Raw genomic sequence first — 18,047 nt, 5'->3', positions numbered from 1 at the left:
CATTGAATCTCAGTGCTCTTGAGGGTACTGATAAAACTCTATTAGATCGTGAACCAAATGAGTTACAAAATGTGTATAATAAAAAGATAAAAATGCGCAGATAAATTCTGGCTTTACCTTTTATAAAGCCCCTTTATTACTCAGTCAGGATTTAATCAGACGCAGTATATTTTATACAAAAATCCACAATAGTTCCTCTCGCCACTCTTATAAAAGCAAGACTTTTTTACATCCAGATTCCATATTATTTATTTGTCTGCTGCTTTTGCTTCCAAGTAATAGCGAGAAAATTGATTGGCTATCTCACACCACAAATACCTCTTTTCTACATAAGCTAACGCCTTTTTTGACATCTCCATTTGAAATTCCTGGTTTGCATTCAAATAGCGCGAAATATCTTGATGTAGCCCATCCCCTAAGCTCAATTTAAATGCCACCCCACAATCAAAACTATCTTCCAAATTACATTCCCTTGTCATTAAAACTGGCAGCCCATAAGCCCAAGCTTCAAGTACGGCCATGGGAAGCCCCTCGCTGAAAGACGGCAATATAAACGCGTCAGAATTATTTAAAACATTTACTTTCTCATCACCGTACAATGAACCATAAAGCCTTACATTATTGACTTTCAAAGAACTAATAGCGGCCTTAACTTCCTCTATATAATTACTACTTCCCCAACCATATATATCTAGAGACCAGTTATTGTATTGAGAAATTTTTGACCATGCGTAAATTAACTCTAGAACTCCTTTCTTACGATCAATTCTTCCAATAAAAATCATTTTCTTTTCTATTGATTCGAAGTTTCTATCGAGCTTGGCTAAGCCAGCAACTCCATTGGGACTTACAACAACGCTTACCGATGGCAGTAACTTTTTTACAGAACTAGCCTCACTTCTATTAAGAGCGTGAACAAAACATGAATTAGTGACTAATTTACGCTCAAAAAGGCGCCAATATAGTGATTTAATCAATGGATTTTTCGTAAAAATCCATTCATCAAGCATTCCACGTGGTGACACTACATATATTGTTTTCCTGATCAAGGATCGAACCAACAGCGTCAGAGAAGCAAAGTTCCAAACACCGTGCAAATGAATTAAATCAGCCCTTGACCGAAGAACATAAAAGAATAAGCTCAAGGAAAAATCAAATTTTTTAAAAAATCGTATACTTCTAAACGCCCTTACTTTAACACCATCCCAAGATCTATAATCTTCATCGAAATACTCATCTTTCAAACCAACGACCTCAACTTCAAAACCCTCGATTTTATTGATCTCAATTGATAAGTTTCTTACCGAGTAAAAAAGCCCTCCAGCGTTCCTAGACAACCCGTTTGTTAAAACTAAAATCTTCATACATGCCTCCACCTCCCCCATAAATGCCCCATGGTAATAAAAAATATCGAAATATAGATAAATCTAACTGCAGACCTTAAATTATATTGAAATGAAAGCATGACAAACATCATCACACTCATATAAGCCAAGATTCGTATGATTGCATTTATATCTACATCTCTAGTTTTTATATCAATCGAAGCAAAAACAAAGCCTAGCACCAACCAAAATAGACAACTCAAAAAATACCCGCGCCCCATCAACTCTCCATAAACATTAAATGGAACAAATTTATTTACACGTAAATCTAGAGCTAAGTCATACCAACCAACAACGCTTCCTGGCAGAGGATTGACGCTTACCCAAAAGTACTTAATCGGAATACTTGGCCAACTTGAAAAAGTTTCTGTAGTAGCGTAAAACCCATGAAAGAAATTTCTTAGCATTCGAAACCAAACACTATCATAACCAATACCAAATTGACTTCCTGCCCCATTAAACAGCCAATTTGTTACTGGAATAATACCTTGTTCATCCATAGCTCTACTATTAAGCGGTATATACAGAAGCAACGGGAACAACACGACGGCAAATAGCAACCATCGCCCCTTATTCTTCCATTCCGGATTAGCAAACCATGCACCAACAACAAAGAGAAGTGGCGTGATCGCCAAAAACCTGGTAGTCATACCAATATAATAAAGTAAGTAAAGAGAGAAAATGATTACGGCACCAACCTTAAGGCTCTGCGGGCCCTTTGCGTAAACAAATCCCAACATGAAGGGTGCTATAGGTGTCAGCATTTCGGCTAGTGCTCTAAGCGACTTATTACTCACACTCTGACCCGTCTCATAAACATCCCGCTGCATAATATCCGAAACCCCAATCAGACTCACACTAGCAACTAAAAAAACCATGGCCAACAAAAATACAAACCCAGGGTTTAGGCTTACAAGCCCAACACCAAGAGAAAACGAAGGAAGCCCTCCTTTTCTTCCCGCCCAAAGCACACCGAAAGTAAATATAAACAAACCAAATAAAAGACGATTCAATACATACAGTGGAAAACTTAGGCTGTTAAAAAAATCATCGCTTAATAATGCGTATACTATGAACCCACCCAAAAAAATAAATATTTGCACAAGTATAAACGCAACACTTAACGAAAGCAGATCAAAACGCTTAAACCTAACAATACAAAAAAAATTGACGCTAATACCAATAGCGAGCATAAGAAACCAAAGAAAACCATAATTACTATCGAGCAAGACCCTTCCCCCCAATGAGAAACGGACTAAACAATATTTTTTCTTTCCAATAAAGAATTATTACTTGAGTGACATTTAAAACCGCAACAGATATTACTACAGAAACAGCCAGTCCAATTTCACCCCAAAAATTTATTAGCAAGACACACGATCCCACGTTAACTAATGACGATATTACGATTGCAAACATTCCATATTTAGACAACCCAACCATATTCAACAAATTTGAAATACTACCAGTCAAAACATTGAATAACTGTGCTCCCAGCAAAACAATTAGCACCTTCTCAAGGCCATCTGCACGATAGCCTGCAAAATCCAATATGACGCCAGCAGAAAACCCAATCACGATCAAACAAATAAGTCCTAGCAGCGCCACTATAAAATTTGCTTTTTTTAGCTCTAGAACCGCTAAATAGATATTCCCTTTTGCAACCGCTAATGAGACATAAGGTAATATTTTAAAATTCGCAACCACAAGAAGAAAACCAACGGAAAACGCAACCCTTTGTGAGAAAAAATAAGCAGAAGATGCTTCGGGCTCTAAGTACACTCCTGCGATTAAAGGGGTAAACCACTGAATTACTTGCTGTGATACAGAGCCTAAGAAAGTATTTCGACTAATATATGTATAATCTTCACTACATTGAATTTCGCTGCGGTCACCAATAACGGTGGGAATTACTTGGATATAAACTCTAATCGCTGCCAACAGAAAAATGAGCAAACATAATCCGGTTAGCAAAAATATTTCACGAGCTATACTTATAAAATTAAAATAATATGCTGTTAACGATAAACAAAAAACAAACGGTAGACTTATATTCATGCAGAAAATTGCGAGCACCGGTCTATTTATGCTTTGAAAAATATTTCCAAGCACATACAACAATGACCATAGTAATGCTAGGGTGATAGAATAATAATATGTGTAACTAATTGAAAAGAATACCCCTGATATTACACAAATAGTTACACACACAATAAAGATATAGAAAACCTTTCGGCAACTTAGTACGGCATAGTATCTTATTGATTGATAGTCTTTTCTTTCATTCAATAACGGTATTACTTTTAGCAATGCCGCCTCACTACCAAATCGATATGCGACCGACAAAATATTTACAATTGAGTACGCTAAAAATACATCTGCAACAACATCTATTGGCAAAACTTTTTTTGCAAAAAGCGCAAAACATAGAGCACCTATTGCACCGAGTGCTTTTAAGAAAAACACACTCATATTATAAGTACCCAAAGATCTTCATTTGCGATTCAAACTTTTCTTCTATTAACGCGACAGCCTCCTGCGGCATATCTTTTTTATGTCCTCCCGAGCGCCCATATCGATAGTATCCACTCTGTGATTTTACTCCCTTTGTTTCATTTCGTTTTCTATCGAAGTGGTAATCATCCAATATCGCAGTAACTACTTGATCACTTAGGTCTTTCCCCATTAGATTAAATATTTTTTTCAACTCATCCTTATTACCTGCAACTATATCCTCATACCGGACTATTACTACGCATTTTTTCGATAGAGCTTGATCAACATGCTCACCCCAAGGCAAAGGGCTACCAGGAAAGCTTTTTACGGCGGCTTTCACAAATTCTATCTTAGACCGATCTCCCTCAAAGCTCTCAACATCTAAAAGTAGATTTTTCACCTTTCGAGTAAGTTCGTTTACATTATTAACTCTATGCCTACTATCAATAGTTGCATGGTACGCTGACAGTATTACATCTCGAGGATCCCTAACAACATAAATAACTGTTTTCTTTCTACCAAACCCAGAGTGAAGAAACTTTATTGATCTATGACAATGAATAACAGCATTTCGAAGGTACGGTCGTATAGGCTTATTATCGAATCTAAAACTAAGGCCTGCCGCGACCAACTGACAAACCCACGTAGTCCCGCTTTTTGGAAACCCAGTAACTACCACTAAACCGCTATCTAACGGAAATACATACCTGAACAAAAGTGAGGACCAAACGGACAACTGATTTAATCGTATTTTTAAAGCATAGAAAGACATACGCACCTCGCTTAGAGCAATCAATAAACTGCTCAATAAAATTTTCAGTCTCTTTTCGAAATGTATTCGTATCCGACAATCAATTTCATCCGCTAATGAATCGGTATTAGCCTAAGCAATTTGTACATTCTATTGCATTGGCACTCACACATTAACAACAGACCTTTTAATACATTTATAAATAACATAGAGGCTATGCTAGCGATTTTTAAAGGTACTTTTGACATATGCTTCTACTTTCTTACACTGGACTGCCAATCCGAAAACCTTAGCAAAATAGCTCAGCTTGATGTCAGTGGACATACCGTCAACTTCATGTCGAAAAGCTAGGGTTCATAGCGGCGAAGTTTTGCACAAAAAAATCTCGATAAATGGTTGTCGCAATCGGAGCAACTCAGTCATCCAATCAACTCGTATTTTTGACCAACAAGACAAGCCCGAGCGAAAACTATTTACTTTTACAGTTTTTGTAACGACTGAGATCGACCAACCGGCCCTCATGAGGAGCACAACCGATAACTGTAGATTATTAAAGTGAACCAGGAAATATGGTTAGTTACCTGTTAGCCACACTTTTTCGATTTTGTTAGTTCATATGTATATGCACACTTATACACCCTCAGAATGTCGATTTTTCTAATCTAGCAACAGCGAGTCTGCAGAATTGATCAGACCGCGTTAGCACTTGACTAATAAATATCCTTCCTCAACAAAGTAAACGGCGTCTTTATCAGCACCTTCAAATCCAGCCAAATCGACCAGCGGTTAATATAATCAATATCGTACTCAACCCGCTTTTCCATTTTTTCTACAAATTCCGTTTCACCGCGGCAGCCGTTTACCTGGGCCAGGCCAGTCAGGCCCGGCTTAATGCGCAAACGAATCATGTAAGATTTGATGTGCTGTGTGTAAAACTCATCGTGCTGAATTGCATGGGGCCTGGGGCCAACCAGTGACATACTGCCGCTAAGCACATTAAACAGCTGCGGCAATTCATCGATTGAGGTGCGGCGAATAAACCGGCCTACTTTGGTGATACGCGGGTCGGTCTTGGTCGCCTGCGTAACGGTGTTTTCGCCTTCCTTGTGCACGTACATGCTGCGGAACTTCCACACTTCGATAATGCGGCCATCCCAACCGTGGCGTTTTTGCTTGTAGATAATCGGGCCAGGGGAAGTCAGCTTGATCGCAATGGCGGTGGCGAGCATCAACGGGCTTAACACTATAAGCATCATCAAGGCGATGCTGTGGTCCATGGCCGACTTGACAAAGGCCTGGCCTTCCCGGGTCAGTGGTGATTCCGAAAGGGTCAACAGGGGTACACCAGCCACTTCCCGCACGCCGTGGTTCAGAAGTTTCAGGGCGAAGATGTCCGGCGCCCAAATAATATCCACATTGTGATCCACCAGCTTCTTGTAGATGGTTTCGATCATGTCGGAGCAACTGAGCGGCAGGGCGATATAGATGCGGCGAATGTTCTTTTGTTTGACGATATCGACAATATCGTGGGTGCTGCCAAGCCAGGGCGCCAGGGCGTTATCCCAGTTATCTCGCCCTTTGTAACTGTTGTCCACTACCCCTACAACTTCGTCGGGCAGCCAGGTGTTTTTGTTCAGGCTTTCCACCAGATGCTTGGCCAGCCAGTGTGAGCCCACCACCAGGGTGGGCACCGGGTCGCAAAAGTGCATGTGGAATCTTTGGCACAAGCGGAAAGACACAAGGTAGCCGGCCATTTGCACTAAAAAGCCCAGTGCAACCCAGCCGCCAATCACCAGCCGCGAGAATTCGTCGGTGGTCCTGGTGATAAAGCCCAGGGTCAGTACCAGCAGCACCGTGACTGACCAGGCCTTAGCCAGCTGTATGGTGCCCAGCAGGCGACCGCGGGATTGCCGAAACACGCCGAACAGCTTGTAGATGATAAACATCAACAGGGCCACCAGTACCGCCAATTGACGGTAGAGAATGTCCACTTCGCCGATGCGCCAGTAAGCCAAACCCAACAGGCAGACTACGGCTGCGACGATACTGATATAGAGCTGCGCTCTTACCATAAGTGTGTCGTGGTAGCGAAACAGGCGCTTGACCGGGATAAACCCGTTGGCCTCTAGTTCAATGGGTGGAAGTGATGTGCTTTCCATGATCGAGTAACGAACTCCTTGTGTTTAAAGCCTGTTAGCAAGACTGGGTGAGCTAAAAAACTTTTCGTGCTGCAAAGAACGCAGAACAGGGTGCCTGTGGTTGTTAGTTTTAAATATCGGCAGGGGTTGCAGCGTGACCCACTTGGGTCACGGTTTGGGCGTAGCCGATGTAATGGGGTATACGCTGACCCAAACGGGTTAAAACCTCGACTGAACAGGCGGTTAAAATGTGAATCAACGCAAATTTCTGAGAATTGCTTGGCGGCGAGGCGGGAAAGAATGAGGGCGCTAGTTGGAAGCCAAGTGCCGGGTGCAGCAACTAACGGCTAATTCCGTAGCCCATATAGGCTACAAGCCTGGCTTGAAAAAGTATTTGCCCGCCGCTTCACCCAAACGGGTGCAGCAATTCCACACTAGCCTTTGCGTGGGGTTTTGTTTTGAGTAAAACTGTGATTGACGGAATTCACTGGATTCAACGGAGTAAGCACCATGAAAACGCAACTCAAGATAAGCGCACTGGCGGCAGCATTGTTACTGTCTGTGGGTGTGAGCGCAGGCGGCACTAATTATGGCGAGACGGCTGGTTTTGGCGAGGCAATTGATTACGTTAGGGGCCACACCGCGCACGGTAACGGCAAGGGTAATGGGCACGACTGCAACAAGCCCGGTAAACGCGTGGGCCACCCTGAATGTGCCAGCCCGGACTGATTTGTCGGTTGGTTTACGCTCGCGCAATTTGATTTACGGTAATTAGCTTTTGAATTTTGGCTACTTGAGCTCTCTTACTACAGCCCATATAACCTATGGGCTTTTTTTCGGGACTCGAAAACACTGAATCCGGAACGTGATGCTCACCGCTGCTATCTCCCAACCCCACACCCAGGTTCGTGCTGCTGCAGATAAAGTTCTGTTTTACGGGCTTTTGGTGCTGTTAGCCTGGCTGCCTTTGCCGCTGGGCAGCAATCGCCCCTGGTCATTGGCAATTATGCAGATCGCGGTGCTCAGCCTGTCACTGGTGTGGCTGGTGCAATATTTGCGCGGCCGGGTTGGCGTCAGTGCTGTTTTCCTCAAGGCCTGGCCGCTGCTGGTGCCACTGGCGCTGCTGCTGCTGTGGGTGAGCATGCAGAGCTGGCCCCTGCCGCTGCCGTTACTGGAGCTTTTGTCTCCCAATGCCTTTGCTGTGCACAGCGCCGCCAACTCCTACCCGAGCCTGTCGCTCAATCCGCAAGCCACCCGGGAAGCCACAACCAACACCCTGTGTTACCTGCTTATTTTTTGCCTGACCCTATTGCTGGTCACTAACCGCAAGCGGCTCAAGCAGTTACTGCTGGTCATTGTGTTCAGCGGCTTGTTCCAGGCCGCCTACGGTTCATTGATGACACTCACCGGGCTGGAGTACGGTTTCTTCTACGAAAAGTACACTTATCTTGGCGTCGCCACCGGTACCTTTGTTAACCGCAATCATTTGGCGGGCTACCTGGAAATGAGCCTGGCCCTGGGTATCGGCCTGATGCTGGGGGAGATGGTCACCCGCAGCGCCATCAACTGGCGCGATAGTGCAAGGCGTTTATTGCGTTCGCTGCTGGGCACCAAGATCATGATCCGGCTGGCGCTGGCAATTATGGTGATCGGCCTGGTGTTGACCCATTCGCGCATGGGCAACAGTGCCTTTTTTAGCAGCCTGTTGATCTGTGGGCTGCTCTACCTGATTGCCCGCAGGCGTGTGACCCGCGGCAGCATGATATTTTTTGGCAGCCTGTTGCTTGTCGACTTATTGATCGTCGGGAATTTTTTCGGCGTCGAAAAAGTAGTCGATCGCCTGCAGGGCACCACCACCACGGAACAGCGGGTCGACGTCACCCGCGACAGCCTTGCCATCGTCAGCGACTACCCGTTGGCCGGCATTGGCGCCGGCAGCTATTACAGCGTTTACCCGCAATACAGCAGCAGCGGGATTCGTACTTACTATGATCACGCCCACAATGACTACGTGGAGTTTGCTGCCGAGTTTGGCCTGGTGGGTTTTGTGCTGCTCGGATTGATTGTTGTGCTGGCCCTAAAATCTTCTCTCACGGCGTTGTTCAAACGCCGCGACAAGCTGATGCAAGGCCTGGCCTTTGCCAGCACCATGGGCATCCTGGCGCTGATGATTCATTCGTCAGTGGATTTTAATTTGCAGGTGCCGGCCAACGCGGCGTTATTTATGGTGCTGCTGGCGCTGGCGGTGATGAGTGAACATTTTGAGCGGGGGAGCAAATAGTTTTCCTGCTGGCATATCCCAAATGGTACATGCAGCCGTCTTGGCGCGCCACTACTCTGTGACCAGGTTCACAATTTTTAAAAAATATACGCTGACTACCATGCTAGCAGGCAGTGCTTGAGCGCTCCGGGAAGTTCAGTGCGCGCCCCTGTTGATCGAGAGATAACACCGCCTGGGAGCAGCCGGTAACGACTGACAACCCGGCAACCAGTTTGGACTTTTCGTTTTATTCAGTTTCAGCAAGAGGATCTACCATGAAAACAGTTATTCAATCGCTATCGCTCTTCGCGCTGTTGAGCGTCAGCACCATTACCCAGGCAAAGATCATTGAAGTGAAATACCAGGGTGTGGTTGACAATGTTATCGCCAGCAACACCGGCAACTACAACCTCGGCGACCTGATTTCAGGCTCACTGTTTATCAATACCAATAAGGCGCCGGGTGAATACTATGGTGTCTTTGGCGGCGGCGCGCCGGGGGAAGCGTTCTACGGCAATGACCTGGGGCTCGGTAAAGACAGCGGTTTTGTGACCGGCTTTGCCCCCAGCTCACCCTCCTCCTGGGACTTTGTCTATTTGCTGGACGACCACGGCGGCATCGGTGACGATTTCCAGGTAGGTGATGACGAATACGAAGACTACGACGACGGCAACGGTAACTTCGGTGGCGAGCACTCCTACCTCTACGTGGGCCTGCTCGATCCTGTGGGCATTGACTTTATCAACGGCAGCAGCCTTGAGCAGGTGTTTTCACTGACCAACGCGCAGGCAACCATGATTGGCTATTTGGGCAAGGACAGCTGGAAGTACATCAACAATGTGGAGGTGTACGATGACTTTGACGAAATCACCTTCAGCTTGACCAGCCTTAGCGCCGCCGTGGTACCGGAGCCCGGCTCCATCGCCCTGCTCGGCCTCGGCCTGGCCGGCCTGCTGGCCAGCCGCCGCCGCAACAAGGTCTAACGCAGTAAGGTTGCTCGTTAGCGTTTAACCTTTGCGAGCAGCGGGCCACTTGTGCAAACACGTGGCCCGGCTTTTATATAGCCAAAATTGCTGTTTGCCCCGCAATACCCCCTTCTTCAGCCATATCCCAAATGGATCATGACCGCATCCCTGCGAGCTCGTATTCTGCAATCGTAGAAGCCCCACAAACTGGCCCATTCTCCTGCTGTCCAGCTTCTTGTCGAATAAATACGAAGGATCGCTCGTAGTGTTGATGGAACATAGCCAAACAATTTCAAACCTGATCAGCGAGATCTACCGCGCTGCCACGGATGCCACCCGCCTGCACATGGTGCTGGATACCATTGCCCATCATATCGACGCCGACTTGGGCGCCATAGTGCTCGGTGACCGGGTCACGCGCGAGGTCAGCTTTATGGTGGTTACGCCGCCGGAAACCGACGACCACCCCACCTATTCCCAACCGACGTTTGACTACAACAGTTTTTTTCGGCCCTGGATCAACACCACCTTAAGCCGCGACCCCGAACGTGTTTACGGGCATACCGAGCTCGACCCGCACTTGAGCCGGCTCAATGGCAGCAAGCGGCTGTACGATTATTACGCGGTCAAACAGGGCGCTTCCGCCTACTTTCACCTGAAGAAATCCAGCTACGGCTTTCTCAGCTTTTGCCGCAAGCAGGGCCGCGGCGAGTTTGAACCCCAGCAGCTGGCCACCCTGCACCTGTTGATCCCGCACATAAAACAGGCCTTTGAAATAAACCGCTACCTGGACGAGCTGACCCTGCTGCACGATGTCACCCAGGAGCGCTACCAGCAGTTTTCCATTGGTATCGTGCTGTTAAATGAGGCCGGCAAGGCGGTGTTTACCAACCCCGTCGCCAAACAGCTGCTGAAAACCAGTGGCGGCATCAGCCTTAGTGACGGCCGCTTGCGCAGCGAACGTGAGGAAGAAACCGAGAAGCTCAACAAGCTGGTCGCCCGCTGCATTCAAACCGCCAACATCAAAGGCGCGGTCAACGACGGTTTTATTTCAATCTCCCGCAACAACCTGGGCAAACCACCCCTCTCTCTCAGTGTCAGCAGCTACGCCAACAAACTGGATTCACGCACCGTCGCAGCCAGCAACGGCCGGGCGCTGGTGGTTATTTTTGATCCGGAGCGACGCCAAAACACCCAGGAGTATATTCTCGAGCGGCTGTACGATCTCACCGCTACCGAGGCGGCGTTGGCCACGCAATTGGCCGACGGCAAAACCCTTACCGAGCTCGCCCTGAGCAATGCCGTAAGCCGGGAAACCTTGCGCTCGCAGTTAAAGCGGGTATTCCAGAAGACCCACACCAAACGCCAATCGGAACTGGTCAAGCTGGTGCTGACCGGGCCTGGCTCACTGGTTATTTAACCACCGCCGCGCAAAAAGCAAACTGCCCTGCCTGAAATTCTTTTGTAAATTTCTTACCTAAATGCCCTCCGTGGCACATCGATTGCTGCTCAATTGGCAGGTTAACGCAATTGGGTCAGTTTTCATCCGACACCATAAGAAAACCGTAACAAGTTTGTGCAAGCATGCTTGTCGCGCACCATTCAGATGCGCAGCCGCCGACCGGCAAAAACAATTCACCCAAAAGGGTGAATTCATGACCCAAATGGGTTAGATGCGGGACGTAATAACGGGTATAGTGCAGCGCAGTTTGCTGAAGCCAAGCTGAAAAACGCTAGCACTATAACCCGCTACAGCGGCGGTCACGGAAGAACCTAAACGGAAGAAATACCGGCAGGAATCCATTTAAGGTAAGGGAGCAACGTGTGATGGAATCACGCTACGTAAATTTGATTGATACGCTTTACGATGCATCAGTCAACCAGGGCGCACTGGACCAATTTGTCCAGCAGTTAGCGCAATTAACCGACAGCACTGTCGGCGGTATTTTTTCCCGGGACGACACTACCGCGCAAAAAGGTTTTGTCAGCAGTTATGGCGCCTCTACCGAGACGCTGACTCACTTCGAGCGCAGTTCGGAATTTCACCGGGATTTTTGCAGCCACTTAACGCCGCAACCGGTGACCGGCAGCATCGCTTACACCCAGGACATTCTGCCCGGTGAGAGATTGCACAGCGCCAATTTCTACAGCGGGTTTTTAAAGCCCCAAGGGCTGGAGCAGGCCAACTGCCTGTTTATCGAACACGGCTCTAACCGTTCTCTCACTGCCAATTTTATGCGCGAGCGCTCGCAAGGCAATTACGAGGCGTCCCAGCAAACCCTGTTTCGCCATGTGATGCCGCACCTGCAGCGCACCTTCCGCTTAAAGCAACAGACCAACGATTTGCATCTGCACCAGAGCCAGGCCTGGGAAATGCTCAAGGTCATTCCCTACGGCGTGATTGTGTTCAGCAACCAGCAAAAGGTTATGTACGTCAACCAGGCGGCGGAGCAGATGGTCTTTGCCAGCGATGGCCTGGCGCTGCACAACACCCACTTGAGCGCCAATATCAGCTCGGAAAACAAGCAGCTGCGTCACCTGCTCAAGTCCACTATTGATTCCACCGTAAACCCGAACGTGCCCATGATGGGCGGCGACCTGTTGATCTCACGCCCCTCTGGCAAGCGCTCCTACAGCGTGATGGTGAACCCGATTTCTGCCGTGGGTAACAGCGGTGGCACCTACCCCGCCGCGATTGTCATAGTGCAGGATCACGAGCAGGATTTTGACGCGCCCATCGAGCGCATGCGCATGCTCTACGACCTGACCCCAGCGGAGTCGCGAGTTGCCCACCAGATGATGCTGGGCAAATCACTGGAGAGTTGCGCCGAGAGCCTGGGGCATACGGTGTCGACGTCGCGCAATTTGTTGAAGCGGGTGTTCGCCAAAACCGAGACCGGCCGCCAGAATGAATTGGTGAGTTTAATGCTGCGCTCGCCGTTGAATTTCTTGCCGCGCTGGGGAGGCCAAACGCGGCGCGGGTAGGTAGCAGGTAGCAGGTAGCACCATTGTCTTGTTGTCATCCCCGCGCAGGCGGGGATCCATAAGCTTCTGCTCTAACTGGATTCCCGCCTGCGCGGGAATGACCTTAAAACAAAACCATTAACTACCCGCGCGGTATCAACACCTCCGCCTCGGGCACCAGCGCCTGCATCTCTTCCTTCAAGTTGGCCTTGGCCTCGTCATCGCCGTGGACGATGCGGATCTGTTGCGGTTTGTAGCGCATGCGTTTGACAAACTTGAGCAGGTCTTGCTGATCGGCGTGGGCGGAGTAACCGCTGAGGGAGTGCACCTGGGCCTTGATATCAAAGCGCTGGCCGTCGAGGTGGACGTAGCCGCCGCGGGGGCCGTAGGTCTGGATGTCGCGGCCGGGAGTGCCTTTGGCCTGGTAGCCGATAAAGACGATGTCGGTGCGCGGGTCTTCCACCAGAGCTTTCAAATAGTTGAGCATGCGGCCGCCGGCGCACATGCCGCTGGCGGCGATCACCACGCAGGGGTGGCCGGTGCTCTTGATGTAGTTGACCGCGGTCTGGTGCTGGGCGTGATCGTCGACGGTGTAGAGGTTTTCAAAACTCAGCGGGTGGCGACCGCGCTCGACCCGGCCCAGGGCTTCCCGGTCCCAGAAGGGTTTGAGCTGGCGGTAGACGGCGGTGAAGTCGTTGGCCAGGGGTGAGTCGACGATGATTTCCAGGTCTTGCCAGGTGTCCTTGAACTGGCGCTTTTTGCTGAGGTCGTGGATCAGGCTTTCCAGTTCGTAGAGAATTTCCTGGGTGCGACCAATACTGAAGGCGGGAATCAGGATCGCGCCGCGATCGGTCAGCGCATGCTCGATCACTTGCCGCAGTTGCTGGCGGCGCTGGCGCCGGCCCTGGTGCTGGCGGTCGCCGTAGGTGCTTTCGATCACCAGGGTGTCGGCCCGGTAGGGTGACTCGGGCGCGGGCAGCAAGGGCGCGTGGGGAGCCCCCAGGTCGCCGGAAAACACCACCCGGTGGCGCTCCCCCTGACGCCGCACATCGCACTCTACGTAGGCGGAGCCGAGGATATGGCCGGCGGGCTGGAACTTGATGCGCAGGCTGCCGCTGCCGTTGTCGCTGACCGTTTGCCACTGCTTGTAGGGCAGCGGTTTGATGCGCTGCTTGACCACCCGCAGGAATTTATCCACCAGCGCCTTGTCCCGCGTCACCCCTATTTTTATCGCATCTTCCAATACCAGCGGCAGCAGTTGCGCCGAGGGTTCGGTGCAGTAGATGGGCCCCTTGAAGCCCGCCGCCAGCAAGTAGGGAATGCGGCCGACGTGATCGATGTGCACGTGGGTCACCACCAGCGCGGCGATGTGCTCGAACGGAAATTCGATGGCCAGCTGTTCAGCGCCGGCGCCCTTGCCGGAGACCTCAGCCCCCTGGAACAGGCCGCAGTCAATGAGGATGCCCGGCCCCTGGCGCAGAGACAGTTCGTGGCAGGAACCGGTGACGCCGTCGACGGCGCCGTGATGTTTGATGTCGAAAAAAGTCATACCCAATCCGTGGAAGGTAGTTAGTCTCTATTCTTAAACGCCGCTTTCTGAACGTCATCCCCGCGTAGGCGGCGTTTCGGCGCCCTGAAAGTTATGCTTTTGAACGTCATCCCCGCGTAGGCGGGGATCCAGTAAGTGCTTGAACTCTATGGATTCCCGCCTGCGCGGGAATGACAACAAATAAGCCTCTAGCCGAGTGCCAACTAACGGCCCTAGACCTGGTAAAGCCAACTGATCATGGTCAGCGCCACGGTACTGTAGGCCAATAAAACTGGCAAGCCGAACTTGAGGTAGTCCTTCACCCGGTAGTTACCCGCGGTGTATACCATCAGGTTGGTCTGGTAACCGAAGGGCGAGAGGAAGCTGGCGCTGGCGCCAAAGGCGACCGCCATCACGAACGGCAGGTAGTCGTGCCCCCACTGGCCGGAGATGGCGATGGCAATGGGGAACATAATGGCCGCGGCGGCGTTATTGGTGACCAGCTCGGTAAACAGCCAGGTGAGGATAAACACCCCGATCAGGGCGCCCACCGGTGATAATCCGCTGAACATGTCGCCGGCCAGCTGGCTGATGTTATCCGCCAGGCCGGTTTGAAACATGGCCTGGGACAGGGCCAGGGCGCTGCCAATCACCACAAACAACTGGTAGGGAAAGCGCGCCCGCAGGTCTTCGAGGGTGAGGGTGCGGCTAAACAGCAGCACCGCCAGCAGCAGGATCAAGCCTTTCAGCAGCGGCACAAAGCCGGTGGCGCCCAGCGCCACGATCACACCAAAGGCGGCAAAAATGGCGACTTCCCGCGGCCGCGTCAGCACCCGGTTGTACTCGACCCCGCCCACCACAATAAAGTCGGCACTGATATCGCGGCGGCGGCTGAAGTCATCACCCACGGCCAACACCAGGGCGTCGCCCGCTTCCAGTTCCAGCTGGCCGAGGCCGCCGGCGAGGCGCTGGTTGCCGCGGCGCACCGCCACCACGGCGGCGTCAAAGCGGGCCCGAAAGTCCACCTCCTTGATGCTGCGCCCCACCAGGGCGGCGGTGGGCGAAACGATAACTTCCACCAGGTTGTCGCGCACCTGCTGGTCAAACATCTCCAGCGCCCCCAGGCCGTCGAAATCGTCCAGCAGCTCGATGGCCGACAGGTCACCGGTAAACACCAGGGTGTCCCCTTCCTGCAGCACTTCCTGCGGGCTCACCGGCGCCATGACGTGGTGCTCGCGAATCACTTCCACCAGGAAGATGCGCTCCAGTTGGCGCAGGCCATTTTCCTGCACCGAGCGCCCCGCCAGCGGCGAGCCGGGCATGATGCGCCGCTCCAGGAAGTACTCCTGCACCTGGGCCTGCTCTTGCAGTTTGTTTTTTGGCAGCAGGGTCGGCGCCAGCAGGGTCATCACCCCGAGGCAGATAAAAAACACCGGCAGGCCAATGGAGGTAAATTCAAAGAAACCCAGCGGCTCAAAGCCCGATTGCAACACGAAGCTGTTGACGATCAGGTTGGTGGAGGTGCCGATCAGGGTCAGGGTGCCGCCGAGAATGGAGGCGTAAGACAATGGCAGCAGCAGGCGCGAGGCGGGGATGGTGCGCTGGCGGGTGAGCGGGCCGAGCATGGCCGCCACCACCGCGGTGTTGTTGACGAAGGCCGAGAAGCAGCCGCTGAACAGGCCCAGCCGGAACACCGACTGCCGGGTTGAGGCCGAGGCCACATAGCTGGTCATGCGCCGCATCATCGAGGTTCGCTCCATGGGAATGGAGACGAAATACAGCATCACCAGCACCAGCAGCGAGGGGTTGGTGTAGCCCGACAACAGCTCTTCCAGCGGCATCACCCCCAGCATATACATCAGGCAGCTGGAGCCGAGGAATATCATCCACGGCTGCATGCGGGTGAATACCAGCAGGGCCACCAGGGCCACCAGGTTACAGGCAACGTAATATGCGGCGTACTCTTCCATCTAACGGGTGTTCCTTGCTAAGCCGCCCCACGTCGCCGCTGGCGCGAGGGCAAAAATCTGTGTTGGTAACGGGTTCACTAGTGTAGTGCCTCGTATAACGTGTTCATTCAGTGGCCCTCAAAATTGCCACCACAAGGCGTATTTCGCCGGGAATGTCGGCTACCTTTCCAAGAAATACAACGCAGTGGTGGCAAATTTGAGAGCCACCCGCAGGGCAAGCCGCTAAAGGGCCATCTACTTCGTTGCGTTTGCTCGAAATATGCCCAATATTCCTTCGCAATCGCGTCGGGATGCCGCACCACTAGTATCTGGCCCTTTAGCGACTTGCTGAATGTACACGTTATACGAGGCACTACACTAGCACCCGCCTATATCTGTTCGTCGTTGCACAATTGCAACCACCAGTCCACCGCCTGGCTGACCGCGGCGCTGCGCTGCATGACGAAATAAAAGTTGCGGTGCATGCTGCGGCCCTCGGCCTGCAGGGGCACCAGCACCCCTTGCTCGAGCTCGTCGACCAGGGCGATGGACGACAAACAGCCGATCCCAAGCCCGGCCTTGACGGCATTCTTGATGGCTTCGTTATGGGTCAGTTCCAGCACGATATTCAGGTCCGGCAGCAGGCCCTGCATGGAGCGGTCAAAGGTGACCCGGTGGCCGGAATCGGCCTCGCGCAGAATCCAGTCCGCCGCCAGCAGGTCTGCATCACTGAGGTTCTTCTTGCGCGCCAGCGGGTGCTGGGGGCTGCAGAAGATCAGCATATTGTCTTCCCGCCAGGGCTCCAGACGCAGGTCATCGTGATGCACTTCCGCCTCGATCAGGCCGATATCCACCTGGAAGTTGAGCACCTGCTGCACCACTTCCGGGGTGCTGCTGACGTTCAGTTCCACTTTTGCCTGGGGATGCTGCTGCAGGTAGGCGGCCAGGTATTTGACCGCCAGGTAGTTGCCGATGGTGAGGCTGGCGCCCACCCGCAGGTGGCCGAAGTCTTCCTGGTTGAGCAGTTCGCGATCAAACTCCTCGACGTGGGCCATCAGCCGTTCGGCGCGGCTGCGGATGGTTTTGCCAAAGCTGTTGAGGCGCAGGCGCTTGCCGGTGCGATCGAAGAGTTGGGTGTTATAGCGGCTTTCCAGTTCCTGCAGGGCCGAACTGGTGGCCGATTGCGACATATGCAGCTCCGCCGCGGCGCGGCTGATGCTCTGCTCACGGGCAACCGCGAGAAAAACCTGGAGATGTCGTAGGGTGAAGCGCATAGTGTTGAGCCTGTGGTCGAGGCAGGCCTCAACTCCAAATACTTATATATCGTAACGGTGAACCGGGGTTCATTAACTGGCTAGACTTTTAGTCTAGCCAGTGTTCATCCAAAAAAATGTTTTTTGTCATTCCCGCGCAGGCGGTGTTTCGGCGCCCCGAAAGCTATGCTTTTGAACGTCATCCCCGCGTAGGCGGGGATCCAGTAGGTGCTTGAACTCTATGGATTCCCGCCTGCGCGGGAATGACGCTAAAGTCCGCGGGAATGACGCTAAGGTCCGCGGGAATGACGCTAAAATCCGCGGGAATGACGCTAAAATAATACACAGTTAATGGATT

Annotated in this window: 13 protein-coding genes; 5 read left to right on the top strand and 8 right to left on the bottom strand. The window is 51.1% G+C overall.

The genetic code is table 11. From position 1 onward, the window contains the following. Positions 1-248 precede the first annotated feature (248 nt). The 5 genes from G8764_RS19940 to G8764_RS19920 all read right to left on the bottom strand — a co-directional run bounded on the left by G8764_RS19940 (position 249) and on the right by G8764_RS19920 (position 6,791). Positions 249-1,364: a glycosyltransferase gene (locus tag G8764_RS19940; RefSeq protein ID WP_166167255.1), complete on the bottom strand. Its 1,116-nt coding sequence runs from the start codon at positions 1,362-1,364 to the stop codon at positions 249-251. Next, entirely contained in the window at positions 1,361-2,614 is a 1,254-nt protein-coding gene (locus G8764_RS19935) for a hypothetical protein (RefSeq protein WP_166167253.1), read from the bottom strand. The genes G8764_RS19940 and G8764_RS19935 overlap by 4 nt, the downstream gene beginning before the upstream one ends. Beyond that, complete coding sequence (locus tag G8764_RS19930; RefSeq protein ID WP_166167250.1) at positions 2,604-3,857, bottom strand: lipopolysaccharide biosynthesis protein; 1,254 nt, start codon at positions 3,855-3,857, stop codon at positions 2,604-2,606. Before G8764_RS19930 ends, G8764_RS19935 begins: the two co-directional genes overlap by 11 nt. A 1-nt stretch (position 3,858) precedes the next feature. Next, positions 3,859-4,653 carry a sulfotransferase domain-containing protein gene (locus G8764_RS19925; RefSeq protein WP_207951990.1) on the bottom strand — a complete coding sequence of 265 codons (795 nt, stop codon included), beginning with the start codon at positions 4,651-4,653 and terminating at the stop codon, positions 3,859-3,861. A gap of 689 nt (positions 4,654-5,342) precedes the next feature. Beyond that, complete coding sequence (locus tag G8764_RS19920; RefSeq protein ID WP_207951989.1) at positions 5,343-6,791, bottom strand: undecaprenyl-phosphate glucose phosphotransferase; 1,449 nt, start codon at positions 6,789-6,791, stop codon at positions 5,343-5,345. A gap of 489 nt (positions 6,792-7,280) precedes the next feature. Between G8764_RS19920 and G8764_RS19915 the strand changes: the two genes are divergently transcribed. The 5 genes from G8764_RS19915 to G8764_RS19895 all read left to right on the top strand — a co-directional run bounded on the left by G8764_RS19915 (position 7,281) and on the right by G8764_RS19895 (position 12,980). Beyond that, positions 7,281-7,499: a hypothetical protein gene (locus G8764_RS19915; RefSeq protein WP_166167244.1), complete on the top strand. Its 219-nt coding sequence runs from the start codon at positions 7,281-7,283 to the stop codon at positions 7,497-7,499. A 139-nt stretch (positions 7,500-7,638) separates the two neighbouring features. After that, positions 7,639-9,051 carry an O-antigen ligase family protein gene (locus tag G8764_RS19910; RefSeq protein ID WP_166167241.1) on the top strand — a complete coding sequence of 471 codons (1,413 nt, stop codon included), beginning with the start codon at positions 7,639-7,641 and terminating at the stop codon, positions 9,049-9,051. A 254-nt stretch (positions 9,052-9,305) separates the two neighbouring features. After that, positions 9,306-10,013 carry a PEP-CTERM sorting domain-containing protein gene (locus tag G8764_RS22620; RefSeq protein WP_243748919.1) on the top strand — a complete coding sequence of 236 codons (708 nt, stop codon included), beginning with the start codon at positions 9,306-9,308 and terminating at the stop codon, positions 10,011-10,013. A 253-nt stretch (positions 10,014-10,266) separates the two neighbouring features. Further along, positions 10,267-11,415, top strand: coding sequence for a helix-turn-helix transcriptional regulator (locus G8764_RS19900; RefSeq protein ID WP_166167238.1), 1,149 nt, complete (start codon positions 10,267-10,269; stop codon positions 11,413-11,415). 404 nt (positions 11,416-11,819) lie between these two features. After that, entirely contained in the window at positions 11,820-12,980 is a 1,161-nt protein-coding gene (locus G8764_RS19895; RefSeq protein WP_166167235.1) for a helix-turn-helix transcriptional regulator, read from the top strand. Between the two features lie 121 nt (positions 12,981-13,101). Here the strand turns inward: G8764_RS19895 and G8764_RS19890 are convergent, their stop codons facing one another. From G8764_RS19890 to G8764_RS19880, 3 genes are all read right to left on the bottom strand, one after another. Beyond that, positions 13,102-14,508, bottom strand: a complete 1,407-nt coding sequence (locus tag G8764_RS19890) for an MBL fold metallo-hydrolase RNA specificity domain-containing protein (protein ID WP_166167232.1) — start codon at positions 14,506-14,508, stop codon at positions 13,102-13,104. Between the two features lie 212 nt (positions 14,509-14,720). After that, a complete protein-coding gene (locus G8764_RS19885) occupies positions 14,721-16,457 on the bottom strand; it encodes an SLC13 family permease (RefSeq protein WP_166167229.1) in 1,737 nt (578 codons plus the stop codon). 368 nt (positions 16,458-16,825) lie between these two features. Beyond that, positions 16,826-17,710 (bottom strand): LysR substrate-binding domain-containing protein, encoded by an 885-nt coding sequence (locus G8764_RS19880; protein WP_166167226.1) that lies wholly within the window; start codon positions 17,708-17,710, stop codon positions 16,826-16,828. Between the last annotated feature and the right edge of the window lie 337 nt (positions 17,711-18,047).

It is taken from the genome of Pseudomaricurvus alcaniphilus (assembly GCF_011440395.1).
Classification (GTDB): Bacteria; Pseudomonadota; Gammaproteobacteria; order Pseudomonadales; family Cellvibrionaceae; genus Pseudomaricurvus; species Pseudomaricurvus alcaniphilus.
This window is presented reverse-complemented; position numbering and strand designations above follow the sequence as displayed.

Bases quoted from the DNA above. Each gene is read 5' to 3' on its own strand.
- G8764_RS19930 (WP_166167250.1), bottom strand. From the start codon at position 3,857: ATGAGTGTGTTTTTCTTAAAAGCACTCGGTGCAATAGGTGCTCTATGT.
- G8764_RS19925 (WP_207951990.1), bottom strand. From the start codon at position 4,653: ATGTCTTTCTATGCTTTAAAAATACGATTAAATCAGTTGTCCGTTTGG.
- G8764_RS19900 (WP_166167238.1), top strand. From the start codon at position 10,267: ATGGAACATAGCCAAACAATTTCAAACCTGATCAGCGAGATCTACCGC.
- G8764_RS22620 (WP_243748919.1), top strand. From the start codon at position 9,306: ATGAAAACAGTTATTCAATCGCTATCGCTCTTCGCGCTGTTGAGCGTC.
- G8764_RS19885 (WP_166167229.1), bottom strand. From the start codon at position 16,457: ATGGAAGAGTACGCCGCATATTACGTTGCCTGTAACCTGGTGGCCCTG.
- G8764_RS19915 (WP_166167244.1), top strand. From the start codon at position 7,281: ATGAAAACGCAACTCAAGATAAGCGCACTGGCGGCAGCATTGTTACTG.
- G8764_RS19890 (WP_166167232.1), bottom strand. From the start codon at position 14,508: ATGACTTTTTTCGACATCAAACATCACGGCGCCGTCGACGGCGTCACC.
- G8764_RS19910 (WP_166167241.1), top strand. From the start codon at position 7,639: ATGCTCACCGCTGCTATCTCCCAACCCCACACCCAGGTTCGTGCTGCT.
- G8764_RS19940 (WP_166167255.1), bottom strand. From the start codon at position 1,364: ATGAAGATTTTAGTTTTAACAAACGGGTTGTCTAGGAACGCTGGAGGG.
- G8764_RS19880 (WP_166167226.1), bottom strand. From the start codon at position 17,710: ATGCGCTTCACCCTACGACATCTCCAGGTTTTTCTCGCGGTTGCCCGT.
- G8764_RS19920 (WP_207951989.1), bottom strand. From the start codon at position 6,791: ATGGAAAGCACATCACTTCCACCCATTGAACTAGAGGCCAACGGGTTT.